The sequence below is a fragment of the Calothrix sp. CBUCES-K 9914 genome, assembly GCF_059640475.1.
Genome location: NZ_JBXXZH010000106.1, coordinates 1 through 24457, shown reverse-complemented (window position 1 = coordinate 24457; position 24457 = coordinate 1). Strand labels below are relative to the sequence as shown.

General features: G+C 38.5%; 20 protein-coding genes and 2 pseudogenes. 15 read left to right on the top strand and 7 right to left on the bottom strand.

The features are described 5' to 3' along the window. Positions 1-39 precede the first annotated feature (39 nt). The 3 genes and pseudogenes from tnpC to AC2JBO_RS22590 form a co-directional block, all read right to left on the bottom strand. Positions 40-777: pseudogene (gene tnpC, locus AC2JBO_RS22600) on the bottom strand (IS66 family transposase); the annotation flags it as partial. A 382-nt stretch (positions 778-1159) separates the two neighbouring features. After that, positions 1160-2263, bottom strand: a complete 1104-nt coding sequence (locus AC2JBO_RS22595) for a hypothetical protein (RefSeq protein ID WP_496955902.1) — start codon at positions 2261-2263, stop codon at positions 1160-1162. 472 nt (positions 2264-2735) lie between these two features. After that, on the bottom strand, positions 2736-3122 hold the full coding sequence (locus AC2JBO_RS22590; RefSeq protein ID WP_496955901.1) for a nuclear transport factor 2 family protein: 387 nt from the start codon (positions 3120-3122) through the stop codon (positions 2736-2738). A 100-nt stretch (positions 3123-3222) separates the two neighbouring features. Here AC2JBO_RS22590 and AC2JBO_RS22585 point away from each other — a divergent pair, with 100 nt between their 5' ends. After that, on the top strand, positions 3223-4218 hold the full coding sequence (locus AC2JBO_RS22585; RefSeq protein WP_496955900.1) for an endonuclease/exonuclease/phosphatase family protein: 996 nt from the start codon (positions 3223-3225) through the stop codon (positions 4216-4218). Positions 4219-4269: 51 nt separating this feature from the next. Here the strand turns inward: AC2JBO_RS22585 and nadC are convergent, their stop codons facing one another. Then, positions 4270-5133, bottom strand: a complete 864-nt coding sequence (gene nadC, locus AC2JBO_RS22580; protein WP_496955899.1) for a carboxylating nicotinate-nucleotide diphosphorylase — start codon at positions 5131-5133, stop codon at positions 4270-4272. Between the two features lie 321 nt (positions 5134-5454). Beyond that, positions 5455-6228, bottom strand: coding sequence for an LEVG family PEP-CTERM protein (locus AC2JBO_RS22575; RefSeq protein ID WP_496955898.1), 774 nt, complete (start codon positions 6226-6228; stop codon positions 5455-5457). A gap of 549 nt (positions 6229-6777) precedes the next feature. On the opposite strand from AC2JBO_RS22575, the gene AC2JBO_RS22570 reads away from it, so the two are divergent. The 4 genes from AC2JBO_RS22570 (at position 6778) to AC2JBO_RS22555 (ending at position 10656) form a co-directional block, all read left to right on the top strand. Then, a complete protein-coding gene (locus AC2JBO_RS22570) occupies positions 6778-8991 on the top strand; it encodes an NHLP family bacteriocin export ABC transporter peptidase/permease/ATPase subunit (RefSeq protein ID WP_496955897.1) in 2214 nt (737 codons plus the stop codon). A 214-nt stretch (positions 8992-9205) separates the two neighbouring features. Beyond that, positions 9206-9910 carry a hypothetical protein gene (locus AC2JBO_RS22565; RefSeq protein WP_496955896.1) on the top strand — a complete coding sequence of 235 codons (705 nt, stop codon included), beginning with the start codon at positions 9206-9208 and terminating at the stop codon, positions 9908-9910. Between the two features lie 56 nt (positions 9911-9966). Then, complete coding sequence (locus AC2JBO_RS22560) at positions 9967-10134, top strand: hypothetical protein (protein ID WP_496955895.1); 168 nt, start codon at positions 9967-9969, stop codon at positions 10132-10134. 93 nt (positions 10135-10227) lie between these two features. Continuing rightward, positions 10228-10656 carry an EVE domain-containing protein gene (locus tag AC2JBO_RS22555; protein WP_496955894.1) on the top strand — a complete coding sequence of 143 codons (429 nt, stop codon included), beginning with the start codon at positions 10228-10230 and terminating at the stop codon, positions 10654-10656. Between the two features lie 7 nt (positions 10657-10663). Here AC2JBO_RS22555 and AC2JBO_RS22550 read toward each other — a convergent pair whose 3' ends face one another. After that, positions 10664-10843 carry a hypothetical protein gene (locus AC2JBO_RS22550; protein ID WP_496955893.1) on the bottom strand — a complete coding sequence of 60 codons (180 nt, stop codon included), beginning with the start codon at positions 10841-10843 and terminating at the stop codon, positions 10664-10666. Between the two features lie 203 nt (positions 10844-11046). Between AC2JBO_RS22550 and AC2JBO_RS22545 the strand changes: the two are divergent. From AC2JBO_RS22545 to AC2JBO_RS22525, 5 genes and pseudogenes are all read left to right on the top strand, one after another. Continuing rightward, positions 11047-11552 (top strand): annotated as a pseudogene (locus tag AC2JBO_RS22545) (DUF1993 domain-containing protein). A 272-nt stretch (positions 11553-11824) separates the two neighbouring features. After that, complete coding sequence (locus tag AC2JBO_RS22540) at positions 11825-12613, top strand: ParA family protein (protein ID WP_496955892.1); 789 nt, start codon at positions 11825-11827, stop codon at positions 12611-12613. 12 nt (positions 12614-12625) lie between these two features. Beyond that, positions 12626-13741: a ParB/RepB/Spo0J family partition protein gene (locus tag AC2JBO_RS22535; RefSeq protein WP_496955891.1), complete on the top strand. Its 1116-nt coding sequence runs from the start codon at positions 12626-12628 to the stop codon at positions 13739-13741. Between the two features lie 712 nt (positions 13742-14453). After that, entirely contained in the window at positions 14454-15275 is an 822-nt protein-coding gene (locus tag AC2JBO_RS22530; RefSeq protein WP_496955890.1) for an endonuclease/exonuclease/phosphatase family protein, read from the top strand. A gap of 78 nt (positions 15276-15353) precedes the next feature. Beyond that, positions 15354-15947 (top strand): aquaporin, encoded by a 594-nt coding sequence (locus AC2JBO_RS22525; protein WP_496955889.1) that lies wholly within the window; start codon positions 15354-15356, stop codon positions 15945-15947. Between the two features lie 34 nt (positions 15948-15981). Here AC2JBO_RS22525 and AC2JBO_RS22520 read toward each other — a convergent pair whose 3' ends face one another. Next, complete coding sequence (locus AC2JBO_RS22520; RefSeq protein WP_496955888.1) at positions 15982-16374, bottom strand: CAAD domain-containing protein; 393 nt, start codon at positions 16372-16374, stop codon at positions 15982-15984. Positions 16375-16991: 617 nt separating this feature from the next. Between AC2JBO_RS22520 and AC2JBO_RS22515 the strand changes: the two genes are divergently transcribed. The 5 genes from AC2JBO_RS22515 to AC2JBO_RS22495 all read left to right on the top strand — a co-directional run bounded on the left by AC2JBO_RS22515 (position 16992) and on the right by AC2JBO_RS22495 (position 24408). Next, a complete protein-coding gene (locus tag AC2JBO_RS22515) occupies positions 16992-17870 on the top strand; it encodes a DUF2382 domain-containing protein (RefSeq protein WP_496955887.1) in 879 nt (292 codons plus the stop codon). Between the two features lie 44 nt (positions 17871-17914). After that, the gene (locus AC2JBO_RS22510) at positions 17915-18346 is read left to right on the top strand and encodes a hypothetical protein (protein ID WP_496955886.1); all 432 of its coding nucleotides are present in this window, start codon (positions 17915-17917) and stop codon (positions 18344-18346) included. Between the two features lie 73 nt (positions 18347-18419). Further along, positions 18420-18935: a hypothetical protein gene (locus tag AC2JBO_RS22505; protein WP_496955885.1), complete on the top strand. Its 516-nt coding sequence runs from the start codon at positions 18420-18422 to the stop codon at positions 18933-18935. A 320-nt stretch (positions 18936-19255) separates the two neighbouring features. Then, entirely contained in the window at positions 19256-20863 is a 1608-nt protein-coding gene (locus AC2JBO_RS22500; protein ID WP_496955884.1) for an FAD-dependent oxidoreductase, read from the top strand. 716 nt (positions 20864-21579) lie between these two features. Further along, a complete protein-coding gene (locus AC2JBO_RS22495) occupies positions 21580-24408 on the top strand; it encodes a two-partner secretion domain-containing protein (protein WP_496955883.1) in 2829 nt (942 codons plus the stop codon). The last annotated feature ends 49 nt before the right edge of the window (positions 24409-24457 follow it).

Below are 24457 nucleotides of genomic sequence, written 5' to 3'. Positions count from 1 at the left end.
CATAGTTACAGAAATTTTACCAATAATCAAGGTTGTAATTTAAGGTACTAAAGATGGTGCTTGTACTTTTGGGTTAACAGTTGCTTTTATAGCTTGCTCAAAAAATTCAATTACGGAACGCCCTTGGCGCCGACAAGTTTGTACAACCGTCAATAAATTAGCAGTATTTTGGAACCGCTCTATAGACCGGGAACCTCCACTAACCTTTCTTTTAGTTACAGCTAAACGTAACGTTCGTTCTGCCAGATTATTATCAGGTGGTATATCTGGATGTAGTAAAAAGTACCACCATTGATGTGCTTTGTCTCGCAAAGAGCGCAAAAGCTTGCCTGCCTCGCCTCCCGCTTTATCAATCCATTCATTGATAGAGGATTCGACTTTTACTTTAAACTCAGACCCCCAATTAAAGAAATCCAGAATATCTTGTTCTTGTTGGAAGTTGGCGTAATATTTAAATGCTTCGTCGATTAACTTGACAAAAGTCTCCCCTATTTTTAGGTTGTTCAAACCAGGAAGCTTGATTAATTTTTTGAAGTGGCGTCGTAAATGTGCCAAACATTTCTGTTGGGCTTTTACGTCATAACCGTTATAAACACTATAATCATCAGAACTAAGTACGCCACTATAATTTGAGCCAAGAATCATTTCTAGCTCCGCGCGCGAGCGAGTATCTGCTGCATGGAACAAAGCAAAATCGGTGTTTGCAAAAATCCACAACCATTCTTTTACACCTTTGACAACCCAAGGTGTTTCGTCGGAATGTATATTCGGTTGCGTGTAGAAATTCACGCGGTGAGAGCGATGCTACAAATTTGTATATGCCAGGAAACTCTGCTGAAATTCCTGGTGTTCCCAATGTAGGTTCATAATTACGATGACGAAATGTAATAAAAGTAGATGGGCAACTGGCTGGTAACAAGGGACGTGGAATTCCTAGCAAGTCCCACTCGAACAATTTTTCCTCAAGTTCTTGCAACAAGCGTTCTAGCCAGCCCTCAGCAATTTCAGTGGCTTTTAGAGACGAAAATCCTTTTTGCTCTAAGCTTTCTCTGAATATTCGTTGTAAATTAATAACAGACCCATCTAGCGAAGCATTTGCTAAATCCGCAGCAATTTCCTGAATAATTTGAGCAATACCCATATATATAATATTTTAATTTTAGTTTTCTAATTTAGAGAGAGCATCCTCAACCAAAGTACGTAGTTCAAGTAGGGCAATTCTTAGTGATTCTGGATGCTCCTTAAAAACCTGAAATGTCAATCCATTGACACCTTTCTTCGCTTTTTCAATTTCTGTCTGCCAATCATAACCATTGGTGTTTGAAGTTGCGTCTATTCTTCCCCATGCTTCCTCTATTGTCATTTCATGCCTATCAATTGCTCCTAGTAAATCTAAACGCTTTTTCTCTAATAATTCAGCCAAATATCTCATATGCCGAGGGTCTTTAATACGTCGTCGTTTTTCTTCATCTTCTTCATCTAGAACAATCCAACTATAAAACTGCTTTAAATTATCAGTGTTTTTATACTTGTATTCTCCATCATCATCCCATTCCAACCATTCACGCACAGCTTTGTGCTTATATGCTTCATCAAATAAAGTAAATTGGTCGTTCTGCGCTTTGTCTCCATAGTCCTCATCGTTCCGCATCTGGTTTAGGGCTTTATGAACCCTGTATAACCGTCCAATTGCTTTTCCACTAAGCCCAAATTGTTGCCCTACTTCGGTAAAAGTATTTTTTTCTTCTACTAAACGTGCTACAAGAAAAGCTTGTTGAGCTGGAGACCATTCTTTAATACCCGAAATATGACGAATTCCTTGAAGGCGCCAAGAAATATCGTTTGAACTTCCTTTATATAAAAGTACCTCAATGGTTTGGGTAAGAGCTTTTAACCTCTCAAGATAATCTTCATCAATGCCTTCTTCACTTATTTCACCAACTTCTATTAAACGATGAAGGTCTTTAAGTGCTGACAGACGACGATTTCCTTCTACAACTACATATTTATCACCGTGTCCATTAATTGGACGCACAACAATACGATCCATAGGTAAGAAACCATTACGGAGAATACTGTCACGTACTTCTTTCACTCCAAAAAAATCAACCATTCTTTTGAGAGTTCTCTCCTGAATTTTTGGGTCTGGAATTTTGAACTCAGGAGTTGGTTTATCACGTTCAGTTGAAAACCTCGGATTATTTGGGTCTAAAAATAGTTCGCCTAATGGTATCTTGCGTGCTTCTAATTCATCGTTGTACATATTATTACCTTAAACATTCACATACTTAACCAAAAAAGTATACTTGATTGATTTTAACCTAAGTGTAATTCATTAGATGAAGATGACCGCACAATTGCTATCCAAGTGTTATGTCGTAAGATGAAGCCTAGTTCCTGTAGAGTAAATTACAAAGATAACACCTGTTATAATGTTAAATTCAATACATTTAAACTAATAAATGTGAACCCTGGTTCACATCGGGGTACCAGTTGCGCTCGTGACAATATAAAACTACTGCAAGGGCGCTGTTCTTGCTATTTAAGAGCAGCGAGTCCTAAGTGCGTTGCTAGCTTTTTTTTGCAAAAGTGGCAAATTTCTGATGCACAGTCCTATACCAATGTCAAACTAAGTAATGGAAAGTTTGGCTTGCCACCATGCTGTTTGTAACCAATAATTTATCCGTTATATCCGTTGCTAACTAATCTATAAGGACTGAAGTCCTTACTACAAATTATCCGCGTAACTGTGCTATCATTTCGGCTGGACTCCAATACGCGCGCGTCGTTTGTATTTTACCGTTATCGTTGATCTCAAAAATGGTTATTCCTTCAAAGATAACGGTTTTACCTGTTTTACTGGCGCCTTGCGTTTTCCATTTTACTGCTGCTGAGTTGCCTGCTATGAATATTGACTCGGTGGTTGTAGCTAAGTTATCAAATACTGTCTTGAGTCTACCAATGAATTCTCCAAATCCTTCATGTACTTTTGCTGGTGGTTCTCCTACTGGGTCGTGACTTATTGCGTCTTCTGCAAAGTTTGTAAGTACTCCTTCTGTATTCATTGCGGCTAAGTTAGTATAATATGAGGCAATGATGCTTTTTATTTGTTCTGGAGACATTTTATACTTCCTTGATAAATATGCATAAGAAACAGAGTTTCTTACGGAAATGTTGTTGTAACAATGAAGATTTTACACAAAAACCCAGTTTCTTTAGAATATGATTCCACCACAAAAAATATCAAACTTGAAATTTTCAACTTTTGTATCTCTAGTTAGTTGGGGATATGTTATTTTTTTTGCTTTATGGATTTTATTACGGTTGGCCTTCTTTGACAGCTTTTGGTGGTTAGCAATTATCAATACTGTTGCACTATATATTTTTGTGCCGTTGGTTTTGTTACTGCCGCTTGCTTTATTATGGCGCCAGTGGAGAGCGTTTTTACTGCTTTGTTTTCCGCTTGGTGTTTTCATTGCGTTTTACAGTCCGTTGTTTTTACCACAGTCACCTATAGCAGCATATGAACGTGGTCAGCAGCAAATAACTGTGATGACTTTTAATATGCTGTTTAGCAATACCGATTATGATGCAATTGGCAAGATGATAAAAGCGTCGGCGCCTGATATTGTTGGTATACAAGAAGTACCACCGAATGGTGATGCTGTTTGGATAAAGCAATTTTCATCTGAATATCCTTATTATGCTTTTCGTCCAGTTGAGGAAGGTCATAATGTTGGTATAATTAGTCGCTTTCCACTCAAAGATGTGACTATGCTATCAAATCCGCCGATGCGACGCGCGTTATCGGCTACAGTTAGTTTTGATAATAAGCCTTTACAAGTAATTGTTTCACACTTAACACCTAATTATCCTAGTAATGAATTTATTAAGTTTGCACGTGAATGGTATACTCGCCGTGCAAATGAAGTTACTTATATACGCAGTTTAATCCAACAACGGCGCCTGCCCACAATTATGTTATGCGATTGTAATTATGTGGATACATCCCAAGCTTACGCGCGGACACACGAAGTTATGCAAGATACTTTCCGCGAAGTCGGTTGGGGGTCTGGACATACAATACGCGGTCAGTACTTCCGTCCCGGACGAATTGATTTTATTTGGTATACTAAGGAACTTAAACCTGTTGAGGCTTGGGTTGCTGAGGGTGGAGGTTCTGACCATTTGCCTGTTGTAGCAAGGTTGAAAGTGTGATAAGACATGACGGACAGGCAAGATGTTTGAAGGACAGGCAAGATGCCTATCCTACATTTTCATGCTTAGGTCTAGCCATTTTGATTGTGTGACTGGTGCGCTGGTGGATATATAATCTATTCCTGTTTCTGCTACACTGCGTATTGTTTCTAAGGTGATGTTACCGGAGGCTTCGATTTTAACGCGATTATTTTGTTGGCGTATCATTTGTACTGCTTTTTTCATCATTTCGATAGGCATGTTATCGAGCATAATAATGTCGGCGCCATGTAGCAATGCTTCTTTTACTTGGTCTAATGATTCTGTTTCTATTTCGATGTTGAGGGGATAGGGTATTTGAGAACGTACTTTTTTGATGGCGGCGCCTATACCACCTGCGGCTGCAATATGATTATCTTTGAGCATCACCGCATCATCTAAACCCATACGGTGATTAATGGCGCCACCTATTTGTGTTGCATATTTCTCTAGAATGCGTAATCCAGGTGTTGTTTTACGTGTATCTACTAACCTTACAGGCAAATCTGCTATTTTTTCTACATATTGTCGGGTTAAAGTGGCAATACCACTCAAGCGCATAACTAAGTTTAATGCAACTCTTTCTCCCGTTAATAGCGCGTCCATTGAACCATGTATCCGCGCGATAACTAAACCCCGTTCGCAATACTGCCCCTCAACTGCAAACGGTACAAAGCTAACTCTTTCGTTTAATAAGTGAAACACTCTTGCTGCTATAGGTAAACCAGCAACTACCCCTGTGGCTTTAACTATCCATTCTGCCTGTCCTTCAACAGTATCAGCTAAAAATAGACTTTGCGTAGTTCGGTCTCCTCTACCAATATCCTCTAGTAACCAGGTAGAAAGCATTTTATCAAGGACGATAAAAGGAGGTAATGCAGCAGTTGAATTGATCATAGTCTGGGTGTGAGGTAAGGGAACTGAAATATAGCCGGTAAGCATTGAGCCATTTTGTAGGAAAAGCTTCTTTCTTAGGAAACAATTTTAATTGCAACCTTAAAAATAAGCACTAAGCAACATTTTACATAGTAACGATGTAAATGTATTTTTTTCCAGAATGAATAGTTCAAGCCTGCTGTACATAGAAAAATTGAGTAGTTAAATTTACTAACTTTTCCCATTAGTAACTTTATCTACTCAATATGTGTAAAACGAGAAGGATATTTTTTGATATATTTGTTTATATATTTGTAAGGTGGGCATTGCCCACCATACTATTTAACCAACATTGGCTTTTTTGCGTTGACGGGCGCCGAACATACCAGCAACAGCTAATACACCTAAGCTGATAACAGTGCTGGGTTCAGGAACACTTGCACGCATTGCAACACCATCACCAGTGTTAGAAAATCTGCTGTCTGGACCAGGGTTGCCAAGTTGAATTTCAAACGAGTTTACGTTTTTGATGGTGATTTGCTGTATGTTTCCATCGGCGCCAGCAGCAGCTATAATTTCAGGAGTGAGAGCCTTGCCGTTAACTTTCAAAATTCGGGTCATATCTTTGTCTTCGACATCGAACAAGTCAAAAGTTACAGAAGCAACTGTTTTATCTAAGAAGTCAAACAAGAATCTACCAACTTCTAATTGACCATTCTCAAAAGTTTTACCATCTGCAAGCATTGCAACAGGACGGAACCAGGTTTGACCCGCAGGTGTATTAGTACCTGCATCTTTTGTTCCAAATGTAATGCCAAGTCCGTAAGTATTTGCAGTGTTGCGGTCATCAACAAACAAACGGCTTAAACCAAATTGAGGACCTTTACCATCAAAATCATAATCTAAGCTGGTAACTTTATAGGTAAAAGGTGATTGAACAGCATTAGTAGTATCAATACAGTTGGTCACATCAATACAGCCAAGATTTGTTTTAATTTCACCTTCAACACTAGGAACTAACTGAGTTGCACTTGCGGTGGAAGCGAAAGTAAGAATACTGAAACCGAGTGTAGCTGCTGCGAGAATTTTGGCGGAGTAAGAAATTGCTTTTTGCATGGTTTGGTTTTTAACTTATTACGTATTTATTCAGTTCATCAATCGGTTACGCTTCTGCGTGTTTTTCCCTTTCGATATTTGTATAGTATTTCTTGCTAAGTAGAATCGTCATCCCTTTTCTACAAGGTTTACTTGAAGTTGATACTGGTAACAAATTTTGGAAAATCACACAATTTATATGTGCTTTTTAATAGCAGTATATAAAAAATATTTGTCACAAAAGTTCGCGGGTAACTACATATTTTCGCTGGTAATAAGTAAATTTTTATGGGTAGTATTTAAAGTTTTATGGAAGCAAGTAATCTTGAATATGAAGAGTGATTGTACTGCTTTATTACTACCAAGATATCATTGTCCGAAATGCTTGTAAATGTGACACTTTATAAGGTGGTTCAGTGCTAGGTGGTTGTTTTTGAGTATTGTGGAGTACTGAGTAGGTTATATTTTTTACCACAGATTCGCAGAGGGCACAGAGAGGAGGTGCATTAGTTTAAGGCGCCTGGAAATAGTTTGTTGATGTATGATGAGAAAGCTTTATAGCCTATGTCTATGAGTCAGCAACTATTTAGTAAAGTCAAATTTGGATTTAAGCCTAAGCACCAACCTATTCGTCGCACTCCTACGCTGTTACAGATGGAAGCGGTTGAGTGTGGCGCCGCTTCTTTGGGTATGATACTTGCATACTATGGTCGAATTGTACCGCTGGCTGAGTTGCGTCAAGCTTGTGGGATATCACGGGATGGTAGTAAGGCTTCTAATATTATTAATGCGGCGACTCAGTATGATTTACAGGCGAAGGGTTTCAAAATTGATTTAGAAGGGTTACGACAAGTTGCTTGTCCTAATATAGTGTTTTGGAATTTTAACCACTTTCTCGTTGTTGAAGGTTTTAGTAAAAAACAAGTTTTTCTCAATGATCCCGCAACCGGGCGCCGCGCGGTTTCTCACTCGGAGTTTAGTGCAGCGTTCACTGGGGTTGTACTGGTATTTGAGAAAAGTCCAGAATTTAAAAGGGGTGGACATAAACCTAGTTTGTTTTTGGCGTTGTCCTCCAGGTTGAAAGGTAACTACTGGTCGCTGCTTTACTGTGTACTTGCTGGCTTTTTTCTCGTACTGCCGGGTCTAGCAATGCCAACGTTTTCACAGTATTTTGTAGACGAAGTGCTTATTCACAAGCAAGAAGAGTTGGTACGCCAACTTATATTTTTGATGCTGTTTACTGCTTTGGTTAGCGGGTTATTAACTAGATTACAGTTACAGCTACTGCGACGGATGAAGATAAAACTGTCGATGGCAATGTCGAGTAAGTTTATTTGGCACTTGCTGCATTTACCCGTCAGTTTTTATGACCAGCGGTTTGCTGGAGAAATTAGCAGTCGTATCCAACTTAACGACCGTCTTGCAAGTTTACTTTCTGGAAAACTCGCAACAACGGTAATTTCTGCTGTTATGGTTTTGTTTTATGGTCTTGTTATGTGCCAATATGACTACGTGTTAACACTGATAGGTGTTGCGTTTGTTGTAGTTAATCTTGTCGCTTTGCAGTGGGTAGCAAGCTTAAGGGTAGATACAAATATTCGCTTAATGCAGGAACAAGGTAAAGTTAGCGGGGTAGCGATAGCAGGGTTACAAAGCATGGAAACCCTCAAAGCTTCAGGTTTAGAATCAGACTTTTTTACTCGTTGGGCTGGATATTATGCTAAATCTATCAATGTCCAGCAAGATATGGATAGTCTCAACCAAGGTTTAGGAACTTTACCCGCGTTTTTAACTGGTATCACTACAATGTTACTCCTATGTGTTGGCGGACTGCGTGTTATGAGCAACGACTTAACTATTGGCGAACTTGTAGCATTTCAATCTTTGATGCAGCAGTTTATGCAACCTGTTAACCAGTTAGTTAGTTTAGGTGGAGATTTACAAGAACTCGAAGGTAATTTAAATCGACTTGATGACGTTTTGCAGAACCCAACAGAAAGTCCGGGGGAAGCAAAGGGGATGAGGTCGCTTATTCTCGATAATCCTAAACTTGAAGGATATCTTGAACTCCGTAATATTACCTTTGGTTATAGTAAGACGGCGCCAGCTTTGATTGAAAATTTTAGTCTTTCACTCAAACCAGGACAGCGTGTAGCTTTAGTAGGTGGTAGCGGTTCCGGAAAATCCACCATTGCTAAACTTGTAGCTGGGTTATATCAACCTTGGTCGGGTGAAATTTATCTTGATGGCAAGCCAAAAAATCAGATACAGCCTCAAGTTTTGGCAAATTCCATTGCTACGATTGAGCAAGAGATTATGTTATTCGGTGGTACTGTACGTGATAACTTAACTTTGTGGGATAGTACCATTCCCGATAGTAATTTAGTACAAGCTTGTCGTGATGCTGCGGTACATGAAATAGTACAATCTCTACCAGGTGGGTATAATGCAGATTTATTAGAAGGCGCCACAAACCTTAGCGGAGGACAGCGACAAAGGTTAGAGATAGCACGCGCGTTAGTTAATAATCCATCTATATTATTAATGGATGAAGCGACAAGTGCGTTGGATACAGAAACAGAGAAGATTATTGACCAAAATTTACGTCTACGAGGTTGTACCTGTTTAATTGTCGCCCACCGCTTAAGTACAATTCGTGATTGTGATGAGATTATTGTGTTGCATCGCGGAAAAGTAGTGCAGCGAGGAACGCATGATGATTTGAGTAAAGTTGAAGGCTATTATTTAGAACTGATTAAAAGTGAAGGTGGGACTTTAGAATAGCAGCATTAAGCGTGGCAATATCATTAGCTAATCAATCTTCTAATTCAAAAACACACAAGCAAACCGAATCATCTCAAATAACTATGAAAGCAAACGTAATCTACTATTAGTAATTCAAGGAACTATAAATGCGGTAGAAACAGTTACTAAAAAACTCATACAGGTGCCTGCTAATTAGTCCATAGTATAATTTATACAGTATGAGGTAATTACTGTGAGCGACCAGTTACAAAATACACTGCGAACGCTGATTAAATCAGGCTGGCAATCGAACCCAGTCATGCATATACTTATCAACGATTATGCTAAATACCACGCCGCACTTGTTATTATTGCCGGGTTGTTCACGTTGGTTTTAATATCGCTTAACGTTGTCTTTTGGATTAAATTTAAGAAAATACCTAAGACAGGTAAATTCAAATGGACATTTGAAAAAAAAGTATATTTCTTTTTTGGACTCCTGAGCGGTATTGTGGCTCTCTTTATAGCTCTTATCGTTACGGTGAATGCCATAACTACGTTTAATCCACTACACGGGTTTTCACTACTAATAGACGAGCTTACTCCCTCAAGCCATAGCGCACAATTGCACCAAGCCTATAATGATTGGATACAATCGGGCAGCAGTACTATCCCTACCCTTATCGAACAGCGTATCAGAAGGCGTGTTACATTCCATTCCACAAAAGCTATTGTTTGTGGCATTCTGTTAATCGTGTTCACGGCGCCTTCTATATATCTCTGGAGTACTTTAATTAAAAGGCGTAACGCAAGCAGAACACAATGGAGGCTCAAAGAAAAAACATTTTTTATTGCTGGAATGGCTACGGTCGCCCTTTCTCTACTTATGATGATAATGGTTGTAGCTAACCTACAAGGGGCAGTTGCACCTATAACACTGACGTTGATTTTTGGTTGAATGTTATAGGCGCCGGAAATATAAGAATATAGTTATCCTTGCTCCTGCGTCATTTTATGCGTATCTACAAGTTCGGTCATGTGCTACTGACGTTTGTCATTGCCACAACTTCAACCCCTATACTATTAGCGAATGACGCATCGTTGTGGGAAATGCAGGTTTTAGCACAAACAGTGGATTCATATGCGGAAATACCTGTTTTTAGCTGCTCGGTTAGCCAGTAAAATTAAAAATTATATGATGTAAAATAATAGATACCCTTATCTCTTGTAAAAGTTTTACTGGTTGTAGACACTCAAACATTAAGGAATTTTATAATGCAATATTGGACTTTTCAAGCTAATCCTAAATATAGCATTATTAAAGATGCGATACGTAACCTAGATAGTATTTACTGGCTAGTAACTCGGTACACTAAACATATTAGACCATCGGATAATGTTTTAATTTGGATTGCTGGCAAAAATGCAGGAATTTATGCAACTGCTGAAGTAATCAATATTCCTAGGTTTATGGATGAACCTCCAGATATTGATATCTGGACAATGCCTATACGTGCAAAAGCCAGGTTTTACACTCCAGTAAAGTTTACTCAAAAATTCGTTGATAACCCATTATTAAAAAATAAATTACGATTTGATTCTGTGTTACATAAATTACAGGTTATACAAAGACCATTAGGGACAAACTTTTCTGTTACTCACTCCGAATGGGAGCGAGTTCAAGAATTAATAACGAACGTTTGAAATTGAGTCAACTAAAAATACTATACGTATCGTTTTTATATTTTACATTCATTTGTAAATTAGAATCAAACATTTCAGTACATCCAACAATTTCCTTGGAATTACTATTTAGTTCGACTGCTTGGGCGCCTTGTACTGCAATTGTTCCTAAAATACATAACAATGCAGTGAAAGATAAAGTCTTCATAACACACTCCATAATTATCAGTGACAATTGAAGTGTGTCCTAATCAACTGCTCACTTTCTATACCAAAACCTGTTTAATTTGTAGTCATTCTTTAATCAATGTTGTTGATCGGTGCCCATAATTATGTACTATTTTTTGAGAAACGTTTAAATATGAAGATTTAATTGGTAATGTGTTATTGAACAATTCTTGGGAAGTAGCAATGACTATATCAATGTACCAAGCTTCAATACCTGTATGTATTCGCACATTGAATAACTTAGTAGGTATTTTAGAAAAAGGCGCCGCACATGCAGGAACAAAAAAATAGACCCATCAGTATTGGTCAATTTTCGTTTGTTCCCAGATATGTTTCCATTATCAAGACAAGTACAAATTGCTTCTGACATAGCAAAGAGAGGCGCGGCACAATTAGCAGGAGTAGAGGCACCTTCCTTCGAGGATAAGGAAACAACATTTCCTGAACTTATCGACCGTACTAAAAAAACTATCTCTTATTTAGAAACATTGAAGCCCGAACAATTTGATGGTTCAGAGGAAAGAACAATTACTTTGCAAGCTGGTGGTAACACCATTACTTTCCAAGGAATGCCTTTTCTATTGTATTTTGTCCTACCAAATGTATATTTCCATGTTACAACAGCATATGACATTCTTCGACACTGTGGCGTAGAACTTGGAAAACAAGATTTTTTAGGCAAAGCTTAACACGAATCATTTCTAACAGTATTAGCTATTTGTAGCTATACCATTGTGAGTACTAACTCCAGTGTAGGCGGATTTCGGTATTTATTGGACTTTCCCTAATATCCTTACATATATACAGGCGCCGATACTACATTTATAACTGTTCAGGCGCCTGTCCCAAGCGCGTCAAAGCACTTCCCACATCGTAGAATTTTAAAAATCGACAAAATTTAAGAATCAATTGCGCCAAAGTGTAGTAGCCTAATAAACTACATGCAGACGGAATTTAAATTATGCAGCTTTGTCTAGCAATACTCGCAAACGCGGGTGGAGTAGGAAAATCTACACTCAGTGTACATTTAGCGTATGAAGTTAGTCGTCAGGGTTTCAAAGTAGCACTTTTAGACTTAGACCCTCAGAGGTCATTAAACGTATTTTGTGGACTAGAAGGCACAGAAGCCTCAGAAACAATGGCACAAGTATTATCCAAAGATTTTAAGGGCAATTGGAAACTGGCGCCAGTGTGGGACTCTGAAGGAGTTGAAGTTTGTCAAGGACATCCAACAGTAGCAGAAATTGCAAATGATTTAGTAATTCGCAAACGAGGAGAATATACATTAGCAGATAGATTAAAAAAATACCCCTTACCACACGATTTGATTATCATCGACTGCCCAGCTACATTGGGAATGTTAACAGTAAATGCGTTAGCAGCCGCAACCCATGTATTAGTTCCTATCCAATTAGAAATGAAAGCAATTGCAGGTTCTGCGGAATTAGTTGAGTGGTGTGTAACAACAGCAGATGAACTACAACTGGAACCAAGACCACCAATATTAGGATTTGTACCTAGCATGTACGATTCTAAAATAGCGATGCACCGTCAATATCTTGACCAACTCCCAGACATTGCTGCACAGTTAGAAATCAAGTTATACCCAGCGGTTCGTAATTCAAACGAATTTAAGAACGCTAGCGCATACGGAATACCAATACAAAAATGGCGCCAGTTACATCCAGCAGCCAAAGATTTTACTAAAATTGCCAGCGATGTAGTTAAATTAATCAAATCTAAAAAGTAAGGAGTTTATGTAATGGTGCGCGCGTTACCAACTATTAATAAAAAGTTTGAGGGAGCGGTTCAAAAAACCGAACAGGAGAAGAAAATTGCTGAACTGCAAGCAGAAGTAGAACAATTACGTGCCGCAGGGAAGGAGCCTCAACTCGAAGAAGAAATAGAAAAGTTACGCACTCAAATACAGCAATCATCAGGAGAGGTAGAAATAGATGTTAATTTAATTGAACCAAATCCTAATCAACCACGACAGACAATTACTGGCGCCTCTATTCAAAACAAAGCGCGGTTACTCAAAAAGCATGGTCAAATAACATCGGTCATCTTAGTACCATATAAAGATAATCGTTATATGTTGCTCGATGGGCAATTACGATGGGAAGCCGCACGCGTTTTAGGATGGAAAACAATACGCGCCGTAGTCGTACCTCAACCTCAAGATTTAGAACAGTCGTCATTGTTAACATTCCTAGGTTTTGAAGACTTAAATCCTTTGGACAAAGCAGAAGCTATTGTTCGCGAAATAGTAAAAACGACTGATTTTGAAGAAGATGAAATTTCTACAACACTAGCTACGGTCTTAAAACGCATTGAACGTGATGGAAAAATTAAAGAACTAGCAAAGTTAATCGATGTTAGTAGCTCAGAACAGCAACAAGGTTTAACTGATTTAAATGTGCAAGGCGCCGACCAAGATATGTTTTTAATTTTACTTGAACTCGGCTTAAATCCGGTTTCTTTCCGAACTAACTTGATGCCGATGTTATCACTAACCCAAGACCTCAAAGATGCAATTAGGTCTGATGGATTAAAAGGCGCCCATGCTTTGGCATTATCCACACTCACGGCAAAAGCTCTGAAAGTAGAGGATTCGGTTGCATTACAAGAACGTGCGCGCGCAACCAGTGAGGTATTGGACAAAAATTTAACAGTACCAGAGACACGTGAGCTTATTAAAGAAATCAAAGCAAAGTATTTTACTTTAGAGAAAACTGAATCAAAGGAGGTTAAGGTTGTGATGCAAAAAATTAATACTATTACTGAGGAAATTATAAAAGGCGCCAGTACCGAACAGCTTGCTGAACTGAAGGAACTATTGGAAGCAAAATTAGCTTTGATCAGCGCGCTTATCTAAAGAAAGAAGGAAGATTTTCTTCCTCCTTACTGCTCATAAGTACTCGGTGCCAATCTCAATGACGCTATCTGTGGTATATACCCTGAGATAGTTATATTATTATTTAATAATGCACCCTGTAGAAAAATAATCAAGCTGGTTGTTTTGTCATTTAAACCAGCTTATTTTTTATCTATTAGATCAAAAGTGCTAAAGGCACCGACTCCAGTTATTCCAAATAGTTACTTCTAAGCACCGCTTCTAGATCACAAATTAAGTATTACACTGTATATTTTTTTGATTACTACACATACTAGTTCTGTAAAACAGCGCTTTTTTTGCGTTCACGGAGTGTCTCCGGAGGAGAATAAATACTTAGGGTTTGCTGAAAAACTCCACAAAATTAATCTAGATGCGCTCACAGTACACAAAATGGTTGTTTCGGAGGTTAGCTTACAAATCAAGCCCTCATTTTTCCACCCAAATGCACGGATTCTTGCGTGACCGCCTTTCTTATGTTTTTTGTTTATCCATACTCTCTTTACGTGTACGCATATCAAAAACGGTCAACATGGCGCCAATAAAATCGTTCACTTTTTTGAAGGATATCCCGCAAGCCCTATTGTTGGGAAGTTAATTGAACACGTATTGTAGGCAAATATTTTAGTACTTATGTTCGTAGTAAAATGACTGGGTGGGAAAATCATTCAAATTATCTTTGTAGAATTATCTTATGGTTAAAGTTGTTACCATCAACATTCTGTTTGACATGCACTGCTGGGAGAAACGAAGTAAACTTCTCGTTGATGACCTTAAAGCAATAAATGCTGATTTAATTGGATTACAAGAAATTAATATTCAAGAACAAACAGGTCATTGGTTAGCACAACAGCTAAATATGCCTTATATGTACTTAGTTCCTTATCAAGAGCGACCGTATAAACTTGGCCCTGAATATGGAATAGCTATACTGAGTCGATACCCGTTCGTTTTAGAACAACAGCTTAATTTACAGAGTCAAGGGCGCCTTGCTCAATACGTACAAGTTAATATAAACAATCAACCATTGATATTTTGTAATGGACATTATTACTGGCAACCCGGCGCCACTCCTGCACGAACACAACAATTTAAGTTACTTGTAGATTGGTTGAGTACACTATCTTCATTACCAATAATTGCTGTTGGAGATTTTAATGCAACACCTGACACACCGGAAATAACATTCATGCGTAAGCATTTTACTTCAGCTTATGCAGCATATCACGGTCAAGAACCTGAATATACTTGCCCTACACCTTTAATCAAAACTAAAAAGAATTTTTCCCGCACAATTGGGCGCCGTGTAATTAATCTATTAACAAATCGTAACATTTCACCGTGGCGCGGAACGCTTGATTATATATTTATTAACAAGCATTTACAAATTCATAACTGTGAACTGATATTTACTAAGTCGGCACCTGATAATCAGCAAATTTATCCATCTGATCATTTTGGGATAGCTGCCGAACTACAAATACAAGATTATAAGTTAGGTAAAGTTACTATATAACTATAATAATTACTTCATGGCTATATAAATAGTAAAAACAGTAAAAACAGAAACCCAGTTTCTAAAAAATATAGCAACATGAGAAACTCTACAGGCGCCTTCTTAAAACCAGACGTTAAAGCTGCTTTCGCTGAATTTATAGGAACCTTTTTCCTAACAATGGCTGCACTGCTGGTTGGTACACCTTATGCAGTTGGTCTGACTCTTGCATCGTTTGTTTATGCAGTTGGAAGCATTTCAGGCGCCCACTTAAACCCAGCCGTTACTATTGGTCTACTTGTAAATCGAAGTATTACCGCTAGCACAGGTACACTATATATTGCGGCGCAAATTCTTGGTGCATTGTTAGCACGCTCGTTAGGTAATTTAGTCGGTGTTTTGGCGCCGTATTACTTTGCAGCAAACAGCTTGGCAGAATTCGTTGGTTTTGGTATTTTGATGCTGACGGTTATATCAGTGTATGAGAAAAATGTTCCCGCATCTGGTAGCGGTATTGCTATAGGTGCAGCATTGACTGCTGGATTACTGATTAGTAAAGGTATATTAAATCCAGCAGTTGCAATTGCTATGAATCAAACACTGTCAGGTGCTACTTGGGCTACAACGCTAAGTGGTATTGTGTTTACTGTACTATTTAGAATTTTTGTTCATAGACCTCAGACAACATTATAAAAGTAGGGTCGTCAGTGACGACCTTACTGGTGGTTTAGTTTTTGCCTAAGACTTCTTTTTTAGTTGAGTCTATGCTTTCTACTAGTTCTTTGCGAGCAGAACCGTTAAGTAAGTAACGGTAAGCAAACCAACCAGTGTAACCCATCCCTATTAACTCAAAAATTGGTTTTACTAGGGGAATACTATTGATGGCGCCTAATACTGCCAACCCGACACGAAGTACAACAATACTGACTACGAGTGCAACGAAGCTAACAACAGGGAGTTTATACTCTTGATAGAAGCGATTAACGTTGCTTGGTAGTTCTGCGAGAAAATTAGAAGCTTGCTGAGTAATGCGCTGCACTTGGCTATTGACTTCAGAAGTTGGTTCATTTTGAAGCTGGTTCAGGTATTGTTCTTGTTTGGCTTGTTCTTGAGTTTCCATAACTGACTCCTTTGTTCTAGTTTTTGTTCTACTTTTATGTCTACTATTGGTTGTTAACTATTCTAGTCTTAACATTAGCTACGATAACTTTCATCTCATCTTGACTTAAACTTGACTTAAATATGTACTCACCTGATTGCAATAATCACATTTCTCTATATTGGAATAAAATTATCATCAACCGATTGTATGAAGTACTATCTCTCAAAAGTCAGAATGTAACGCTATATAACTTACATTGAATGCTAGAGTTTAGTCACATTTTTTCACAATATTAAACCATACTAAACGGCGCCGAAACTTGTATATAATCAATGCTTATTTAGTACTTTAGTCCTATTATCATATAATTGTAACTTGCTTGCGAATGCTAGAAACTAGTCACATTTTGATAGTAAATAACTATAATCGAATTTAAAAAACATATATAAAAGCTAACTATTTCAATAATATTGATTACCTTACATGCTTATGCAGTAAATAACAGAAGCAAATGTTAATAAATATTAAGAAGATTTTATATCTATAGATAAGAGGGCATTCATTCTCTAGAAAGATGGCGTTTAGTGTTTTCGCTATTTAATATTGTTATTAAATAACCCTAGAGAAAATAACTAATGACACTCCATAGAATTAGCGATTTCGACACCGACTACCATAATACAATTCAAGGTAAAGACATCAAAGGAATGAGTGTCTATAGCCAAAGCAGTGATGATAAAATTGGTATAGTCAGTGATATTATAGTCGATGATCAAGGACAGTTCCGTTATCTACTTGTTGATTTAGGCTTTTGGATTTTTGGTAAGAAAGTATTACTTCCCCTTGGTCGCGCTCAAGTTGATTCTTCTACAGAGCGTGTATATACTGCATTAACAAAGCAGCAAGCGGAAAACCTACCAGAGTTTAAGGATGATACTGTATTAGACTACGACTACGAAGAACGAGTACGTGGAGTATATCGTACACCATCACTTGATGCATCGGCGCCTCTCGGTACTGCCTCAGTAGGTACAGTTGGACGTACAACCCCAACTTATGACCGTAATACTTATAACTACAGCCAAGATGCTGATTTGTACGACACCAGCGTACACAATGATACAACTATTAGACTTTATGAAGAGCGCTTAGTTGCTAACACGAAGCGTCGTAAAGCTGGTGAAGTTGCAATTGGTAAGTATGTTGAAACAGAAACCGCGCGTGTTGCAGTACCAATTGAGAAAGAGCGAGTAGTTATTGAGCGTGTCACACCCGCAGATGCAGGTAGAGTGGTTACTCCCGATGCAGCAGCATTCCGTGAAGGTGAAGTAGCACATGTAGAAATTTATGAAGAAGTTGCTGACATTCGTAAAGAAGCGGTAGTACGGGAAGAAGTTCGTGTCAGAAAAGTTGTAGACCATGAAACAGTCGAAGCAACTGAAACAATTCGTCGCGAGGAATTGGATATAGACACCAACAATCAACCTATCACTAACAAAACAGACCGCATTTAATCAAAAATCTTAAAAACTATGCAACATTATCAAGGAGGTAAAGCATGAAAATACTTCAAAATTTCCGTCGTATTTTAGTAGCATTCGCATTAGTGCTACTATTAACAACTACTACTGCATGTACCTCAGTACAAGCAAAACAGCCAACATCGCAATTACCTGGAACTACAAGTAATTACTCACAGTTAGAATTGGGTAATACTGCACAAGGTCAAGACTTTGGTAACTGGGTAGTATCAACAGCAAAAGGAATCGTTTCTGATGCTTTTGTACGTGACAACAACAAATTAGGTGTTGTAATTTCACCTCAAGTTCGTCCCACAGATGTAAAACCATTGGCAAAATCTTTAGTACAAGGTTTCCACAAGAACTTTCCAAATCAGGATTTGACGGTTTTAGTGTATGCACCTGACAAGAAGCTGATTTTGACAGCGAAGTATGATACTCAGTCAAATCAAATCGCATACAACTCGTAAAACGATTTTGATTGACTTCAAACTGAACAAGAAGCTAGTTGACGATACAAAATTTGAATGAAGGGAGAAACAAATGTCTAGCAGCGACCAATATAAACGTCAAATCATGAATGATTTGGCACAAGGAAATACAGAATCTCTTGATGACGCTCCTTCTGACCCTTCGAGAGAGTATCAGAACTTTGACGAGTTTGCTCAACGTTCTACACACCAAGAACGGCGCCAGTTATTCGGTCGTATCGACCACAACCAAGTGCCTCCAAGCCAGATGGAGCCAGAACTCAAGAAAGCAATTGAAAAGATTCAGCCCTCGGAAAGAGATGATGTCGCGCGTTCATTCTTCAAGCACCTTAAAGAAAGAGGACTTGACGACCGTCATTTAGAGAAGCAATTGGGTCTTTCTACTCACAACCCCAACCGGATGAGTGCTGATGATGTTTCTAAGCTTGCATCCTTCACATACCATAACCATCCTGACCTCTTCCGTGAGGTAATGGCAGAACAACCTGCAATCTTTAAGTTCCTCAGCAACCCAGTAGTTGGCGCCGCATTAGGAGCTATCGCTTCTAAGTGGTTTGGCAAACACTAATCAATTAATGAACGTAGGTTAGGCATCTTGCCTGACCGACCACACCACACCACACCACACCACACCACACCACACCACACCACACCACACCACACCCTATAAGGGTGGGGCTATACGAACAAAGCCTGCCTACGCAGGCTAAAAATACTTTTTTTTCGTGTTAATGATAAAAAATTATGTTTATTAAGAACGTTGAAATTAGGTATTAATGCGTTGGTGTATTCTGGTGAGTTAACCGCTTTTGAGGGGCTTTTATTTTGTATTTGTGAACCGTGGTTCACAAATAAACCTCTTCTGAATATTCTTAGATAAAAAGCTTTATGCAACAAACAGAAGCAGTAGTCGCAAAGGTAAACGACTTGCAAGATGGAGAAAAGCGTCAAGTTTCTGTAGGTGAGACAGATATATTGCTAGTGCGAGTAAAAGGGAATTTTTACGCAACAGGCGCCTATTGTACGCATTATCAAGCACCCTTAGCAGATGGTGTACTGAGTGGAAACCATATAATTTGTCCTTGGCACAACGCTTATTTTCAAATAGACACAGGCGACCAACAAGAACCACCTGGGTTAGATTCTTTACCTTGTTATTCTGTGCGTGTAGAAAATGAAGATGTAATTGTTACTATACCTCAATCATGCTCACAAACAAGAACAAGAGCAATGGCTGAGTATAATTCTGAAATAGATAAACGTGTATTTGTAATATTAGGAGCAGGAGCAGCAGGCGCCCATGCAGCAGAAACTTTGAGAATAGAAGGGTTTCAAGGGCGCGTTGTTATGGTAACACAAGAAGACCAAATACCTTATGACCGTACCTGGTTAAGTAAAGATTATTTTCTTGGTAAGGTTAATAAAGAGCAATTACCTCTGAGAACACCTGAGTTTTATCAAGAACATAATATTGAAGTTTTATTAAATAAACAGGTAGTACGTGTCGATGCAAAAGCTAAACTTGTAACTTTTGCTGATGGTGAAAGTCTAAATTATGATGCTTTACTTGTAGCTACTGGTGGTAAACCGCGTCAGTTAGATGTAGAAGGCGCCGATTTAAAAAATATTTTTACTTTACGTAGCGCTACTGACACAAAAAGTATATTAACAGCAGCGTCACAAGCAACTCAGGCAGTTGTAGTTGGGTCAAGCTTTATTGGAATGGAAGCAGCTTCGAGCTTAACGCAACGCGGTGTAAAAGTAACAGTCATATCACCTGACTCTATACCATTTAAGAAAATATTAGGTGAAGAAATAGGACAAATATTTAAGAAAGTACATAAGGATAATGGTGTAACTTTTAAAACTGGCAGAAAAGTAACTTCTGTTGAAGGTAGTGGTACAGTAGAAGCAGTAATATTAGATAACCAAGAGCGAATACCTGCTGATATGGTAGTTGTGGGTATTGGTGTACAACCAGCAACAGACTTTCTCGAAGGTATCGATTTAAATAAAGATAAAAGCGTACCTGTTAATGAACACCTCTTGTGTACAACTGAAGGTATTGAAGATTTGTATGCAGCGGGAGATATTGCGCGCTTCCCAGACTGGCGTACAGGAAAAGATACGCGCGTCGAACACTGGAGAATTGCCGCACAACAAGGAAGAATTGCCGCACACAACATGTTAGGGAAGTCAATAAGATTTCAAACCGTTCCCGTATTGTGGACAATGCAGTTTGATTTTCCTTTGCGTTATGTAGGACATGCCAAAGAATGGGACGAAATCATCATTGATGGAGATTTACAAAAACGTGAATTTATTGTTTTCTATGTAAAAGACAATCAAGTATTAGCAGCAGCTAGTAGCAAACGTGACACCGAAACCGCAGCTATTACCGAATTAATGCGCTTAAATAAAATGCCACACCCTGATACTTTACGCCAAGGCAACTTCAACGTAGCACAGGCATCTTGCCTGTGCAGTAGCATGTAATTATATCAACCACAAAGACACAAAGAACACAAAGAAAAGAGAAAGAGAGATTTCAAATTGGCGCCGTAGGGTGCGTGACGCTACGAAAAAATTTCAACGCAGTAATAAGACTTGTAGCGTCACGCACCAACTAAAATATTCGTTCTATATCTTGGGCTGCTTTAGTTTATATCTGTTCTAGTTAAAGCATGACTTATAACCCATAACGGCACTTAGGGCATTCAAAAACGTGAAATCAGTAGAGTCATTTACAGGCGCCTTCTTGTTTGGCACCCTTTTTAACTTATGCTATAAATTAAGGTAGTACTATATAACTACATGATGCACTAAATGAATCTTTCTACGGTATCTTCTAAAGATAGCCAATTATCGTCACTAACATACACCGTTGCCGTCGAACAAAAAACTAAAACGTTAATTGTACCATTATTGCTCACTTTTTAGATTTTACATCAAGTTTAGCATTGAAATATCTAGATTTTTGATTATACAGGAATTGTTACGCCATCTAAATAGTGCCGCCTAATCGCTACAGTCAAAGCTAGCTTCTGCAAGTAGGATAAATAGTAATATCACGTCTGCTGGTGCCTGCGAGTTGTAAAGAATATACGAAGATAATTTAACTACTTGTAAATTTTTAGATAAATTAGCACTTAATACAGTTATTCTAAGTAAAAATACGTATAAAATATAATTCTAATTAATCATCACGTATAATGGTTGGGAAAAACAATTATATCCAAGCACTTGTATTCTCTAGCTTTTCAGTACTCATCGGCGCCTCAGTTAATGCCGAAATTATTCCTGATGCCACACTAAGCGAGCCAAGTATTGTAAAACAAATTACAAACACTAGAATTGATGGTGGTACTATCAGAGAAAATAATCTTTTCCATAGCTTTAGCCAGTTTGATGTCAAAGAAGGACAGCAAGTGTATTTTGCAAATCCTGCTGGAGTCATAAATATATTGACGCGCGTAACGGGTGGACAAGCATCAAAAATCTTAGGAATCTTGGGTGTAGATGGTGCAGCGAATCTATTTTTAATCAATCCGAATGGGATTTTGTTTGGGAAAAAAGCCACTTTACATGTAAGTGGGTCATTTGTCGCAACAACTGCAAATGCAATTCAATTTGGTAATCAAGGAAATTTCAGCGCAACAAATCCCTTGAACCCTCCTTTATTAACAGTTCAACCTTCTGCATTACTATTTACTCAACTTAACAATGCACCTATAACCAATCAAGCTTCTCCTTATTTACCTACTAGATTTGGTGGGTTGACTGTACCTACTGGTAAATCATTACTGCTTGTAGGTGGTAATATAATTCTCGATAATGGTGGTGTGTTCGCACCGAGTGGACGTATTGAGTTAGGAGGTTTACAAGGTACAGGAAGTGTAAACATAACACCTGAGTTTCAATTAAATCTCCCACCCAACGTAGTTTTAGCAGATGTGAGCATCAAAAATGAATCGCGCGTAGATGGTGGTGAAGGTGGGAGTATTAATATTACAGGTCAAAATATTACCGTTGGCAATGGAGGTATAATCTTTGTTACCACGAAAGATACACTAGCTGGAAATATTAATCTATTTGCCCAAAATTTAATCGATTTTGAAAATAATTCTAGTAGTAGTTTTCGAGCTATTGACTCGCAAACAGTAGGTTTACTCGATGGGGGAGACATCAAAATTCAAGCTCGTTCGTTTGTAGTGCGTGATGGTGCATCAATGCGAAGTCTTACCTATGGTAAAGGTCAAGGCAGTAATATATTCATCAATGCAACTGATAGTGTTGAAGTTTTTGGTGCCATTCAAGGTGGACAACCAGGTTTTGGGTCGGCAACTCAATCGGAAGGTCGCGCAGGTGACATGATAATTAATACAAATCGTCTTTCTATACGGGATGGAGGAGTAATTTCAACTTCGGCATTATTAGGTGGTACTGGACGCGCTGGAGACCTGACGGTTAATGCAGATACTGTGGAAGTTAGCGGTACTAAATTAACAGATAAACCTTATTTAAGTATTTTACGAACAGAGACTTTTGCTTCCGGTGACGCAGGTAACATGACCATTAACGTGCGTCGTATCAGCGTCAGCAATAGTGGTTTGATATCAAGTCGCGCATTTAAAAATAGTAGTGGTAAAGGAGGTAATTTAAATATAAATGCCTCTGAGTCTGTAGAAGTTGTAGGAGTGTCAGCAAATAGTATTTTTGCACCCAGCTTATTAACAGCGCGCGCGGAAAGTTCAGGAGATGCAGGTAATCTTAATATCAATACACCTCGTTTGAGCATCCGTGATGGTGGAATTGTATCAACAGAAGTTGTGCAAAGTTCGGGGAGAGGTGGCGCCTTAACAGTAAATGCATCGCAAGCAGTCGAGGTAATTGGCACATCTATATATAATATTAATAACAGTCAGCTATCAACTCGCACTACAGGAACTGGGACTGCTGGAAATTTATTTGTTACTACACCACAATTACAAGTTTTAGATAACGCCGAAATAACAGCTTCGACCAACTCGCAAGCAAACGGTGGTGATATTACATTAAAAACACAAGCACTCTCACTGAATAACAATAGCTTGATTACCGCACGTGCAACTAAAGCTAATGGAACAGCAGGAAATGTAAATGTGTTAGCAACCACAGTAAATTTGAGAGGACAAAGCGGGTTATCAGTAGAAGCAACAAATGGAGGAAATGCAGGAAACTTAGTAATGACAACAAAAACTTTAAATGTTACCGAAGATTCTCGTGTCAGCGTAAGTAGTCCTGAAGGCAGAGCAGGTACACTAAATATTAATGCAAACTTTATTAGACTTGATAGAGGAAAATTAACAGCAGAAACAGGATTAGACGGTCAACAAGTAGGCGCCGAAATTAACTTGCGTGACTTAGATATATTACTATTGCGGAACGGTAGCCAAATTAACGCTAGTGCAAACAACCGTGCCCAAGGAGGTAATATTAGAATAAATACAAATGCAATTGTAGCAGTTGCCAAAGAAGACAGTGATATTCGCGCCAATGCATTTGAAGGAAGAGGTGGAAACATAAATATTAAAACTCAAGGATTATTTGGCATAAAACCAGCTACTTTCCCAATATCGCAAAGCGACATCACAGCAAGTTCCCTCCTAGGAGTACAAGGACAGATAAATATTACCCAACCAGATATAGACCCTACACAAGCAATTATCGAACTACCCGAAGAAGTTGTAGACGCAACAAGACGGGTCGCTCAAATTTGTCCTAGAAACCCAGGTGACAAACCTTTAGGTGAATTTACCATTACTGGACGTGGTAGCTTACCACCAAGTCCTCTTGAACCAATGCCAGGTACAACTAACCTAAGTTCTCTTGCAACATTAGAGGGAAATGGCGCAGCTACGGTATCAAATGTACAATCATCACAACCTCCTATATTGGAAGCACAAGGTTGGATTAAAAGTTTAGATGGCAGTATAGAACTTGTTACAATGGCGCCTAACTTTACACCTTCCACACGTCCAGCAACTCCTACATGTTCGTAGTCCGTAGGTTGGGTGGAGCGATAGCGCAACCCAACATAATGTCTATAAA

Bases quoted from the DNA above. Each gene is read 5' to 3' on its own strand.
- AC2JBO_RS22595 (WP_496955902.1), bottom strand. From the start codon at position 2,263: ATGTACAACGATGAATTAGAAGCACGCAAGATACCATTAGGCGAACTA.
- AC2JBO_RS22590 (WP_496955901.1), bottom strand. From the start codon at position 3,122: ATGTCTCCAGAACAAATAAAAAGCATCATTGCCTCATATTATACTAAC.
- AC2JBO_RS22585 (WP_496955900.1), top strand. From the start codon at position 3,223: ATGATTCCACCACAAAAAATATCAAACTTGAAATTTTCAACTTTTGTA.
- nadC (WP_496955899.1), bottom strand. From the start codon at position 5,133: ATGATCAATTCAACTGCTGCATTACCTCCTTTTATCGTCCTTGATAAA.
- AC2JBO_RS22575 (WP_496955898.1), bottom strand. From the start codon at position 6,228: ATGCAAAAAGCAATTTCTTACTCCGCCAAAATTCTCGCAGCAGCTACA.
- AC2JBO_RS22570 (WP_496955897.1), top strand. From the start codon at position 6,778: ATGAGTCAGCAACTATTTAGTAAAGTCAAATTTGGATTTAAGCCTAAG.
- AC2JBO_RS22560 (WP_496955895.1), top strand. From the start codon at position 9,967: ATGCGTATCTACAAGTTCGGTCATGTGCTACTGACGTTTGTCATTGCC.
- AC2JBO_RS22555 (WP_496955894.1), top strand. From the start codon at position 10,228: ATGCAATATTGGACTTTTCAAGCTAATCCTAAATATAGCATTATTAAA.
- AC2JBO_RS22550 (WP_496955893.1), bottom strand. From the start codon at position 10,843: ATGAAGACTTTATCTTTCACTGCATTGTTATGTATTTTAGGAACAATT.
- AC2JBO_RS22540 (WP_496955892.1), top strand. From the start codon at position 11,825: ATGCAGCTTTGTCTAGCAATACTCGCAAACGCGGGTGGAGTAGGAAAA.
- AC2JBO_RS22535 (WP_496955891.1), top strand. From the start codon at position 12,626: ATGGTGCGCGCGTTACCAACTATTAATAAAAAGTTTGAGGGAGCGGTT.
- AC2JBO_RS22530 (WP_496955890.1), top strand. From the start codon at position 14,454: ATGGTTAAAGTTGTTACCATCAACATTCTGTTTGACATGCACTGCTGG.
- AC2JBO_RS22525 (WP_496955889.1), top strand. From the start codon at position 15,354: ATGAGAAACTCTACAGGCGCCTTCTTAAAACCAGACGTTAAAGCTGCT.
- AC2JBO_RS22520 (WP_496955888.1), bottom strand. From the start codon at position 16,374: ATGGAAACTCAAGAACAAGCCAAACAAGAACAATACCTGAACCAGCTT.
- AC2JBO_RS22515 (WP_496955887.1), top strand. From the start codon at position 16,992: ATGACACTCCATAGAATTAGCGATTTCGACACCGACTACCATAATACA.
- AC2JBO_RS22510 (WP_496955886.1), top strand. From the start codon at position 17,915: ATGAAAATACTTCAAAATTTCCGTCGTATTTTAGTAGCATTCGCATTA.
- AC2JBO_RS22505 (WP_496955885.1), top strand. From the start codon at position 18,420: ATGTCTAGCAGCGACCAATATAAACGTCAAATCATGAATGATTTGGCA.
- AC2JBO_RS22500 (WP_496955884.1), top strand. From the start codon at position 19,256: ATGCAACAAACAGAAGCAGTAGTCGCAAAGGTAAACGACTTGCAAGAT.
- AC2JBO_RS22495 (WP_496955883.1), top strand. From the start codon at position 21,580: ATGGTTGGGAAAAACAATTATATCCAAGCACTTGTATTCTCTAGCTTT.